1 pseudogene is annotated in these 288 nt (G+C 66.0%); it reads left to right on the plus strand.

From position 1 onward, the window contains the following. A pseudogene (locus EN852_RS38215) lies at window positions 1–198 on the plus strand (curlin); the annotation flags it as partial. Window positions 199–288 lie beyond the last annotated feature (90 nt).

Genomic DNA, 288 nt, shown 5'->3' on the forward strand with positions numbered 1-288 from the left:
AATCGCGCGGGCATAGGTCAGGACGGCGCCGGCAACCTCGGCATAATTCGACAGGAGGGCAGCGGGCACTCCGCCACCTTGCGGCAGGGCGGCGACGACAATTCCTACGGCATTTTCCAGTTCGGCAGAAACACCGACGCCAACGTCGCGCAGGACGGCGACGGCCAGAGCGGTGCGGCCGTGCTGTTCGGCTGGTAGGCGAGAAATCGCCGGGTCGCGGATACGTGGCGACTGTCCGGCCTCATATCCGCCGTCGATCGTCTTCGTCACATCCCGCCAGGCCTGCAA

Source organism: Mesorhizobium sp. M2E.F.Ca.ET.209.01.1.1 (genome assembly GCF_004010375.2).
GTDB lineage: Bacteria > Pseudomonadota > Alphaproteobacteria > Rhizobiales > Rhizobiaceae > Mesorhizobium.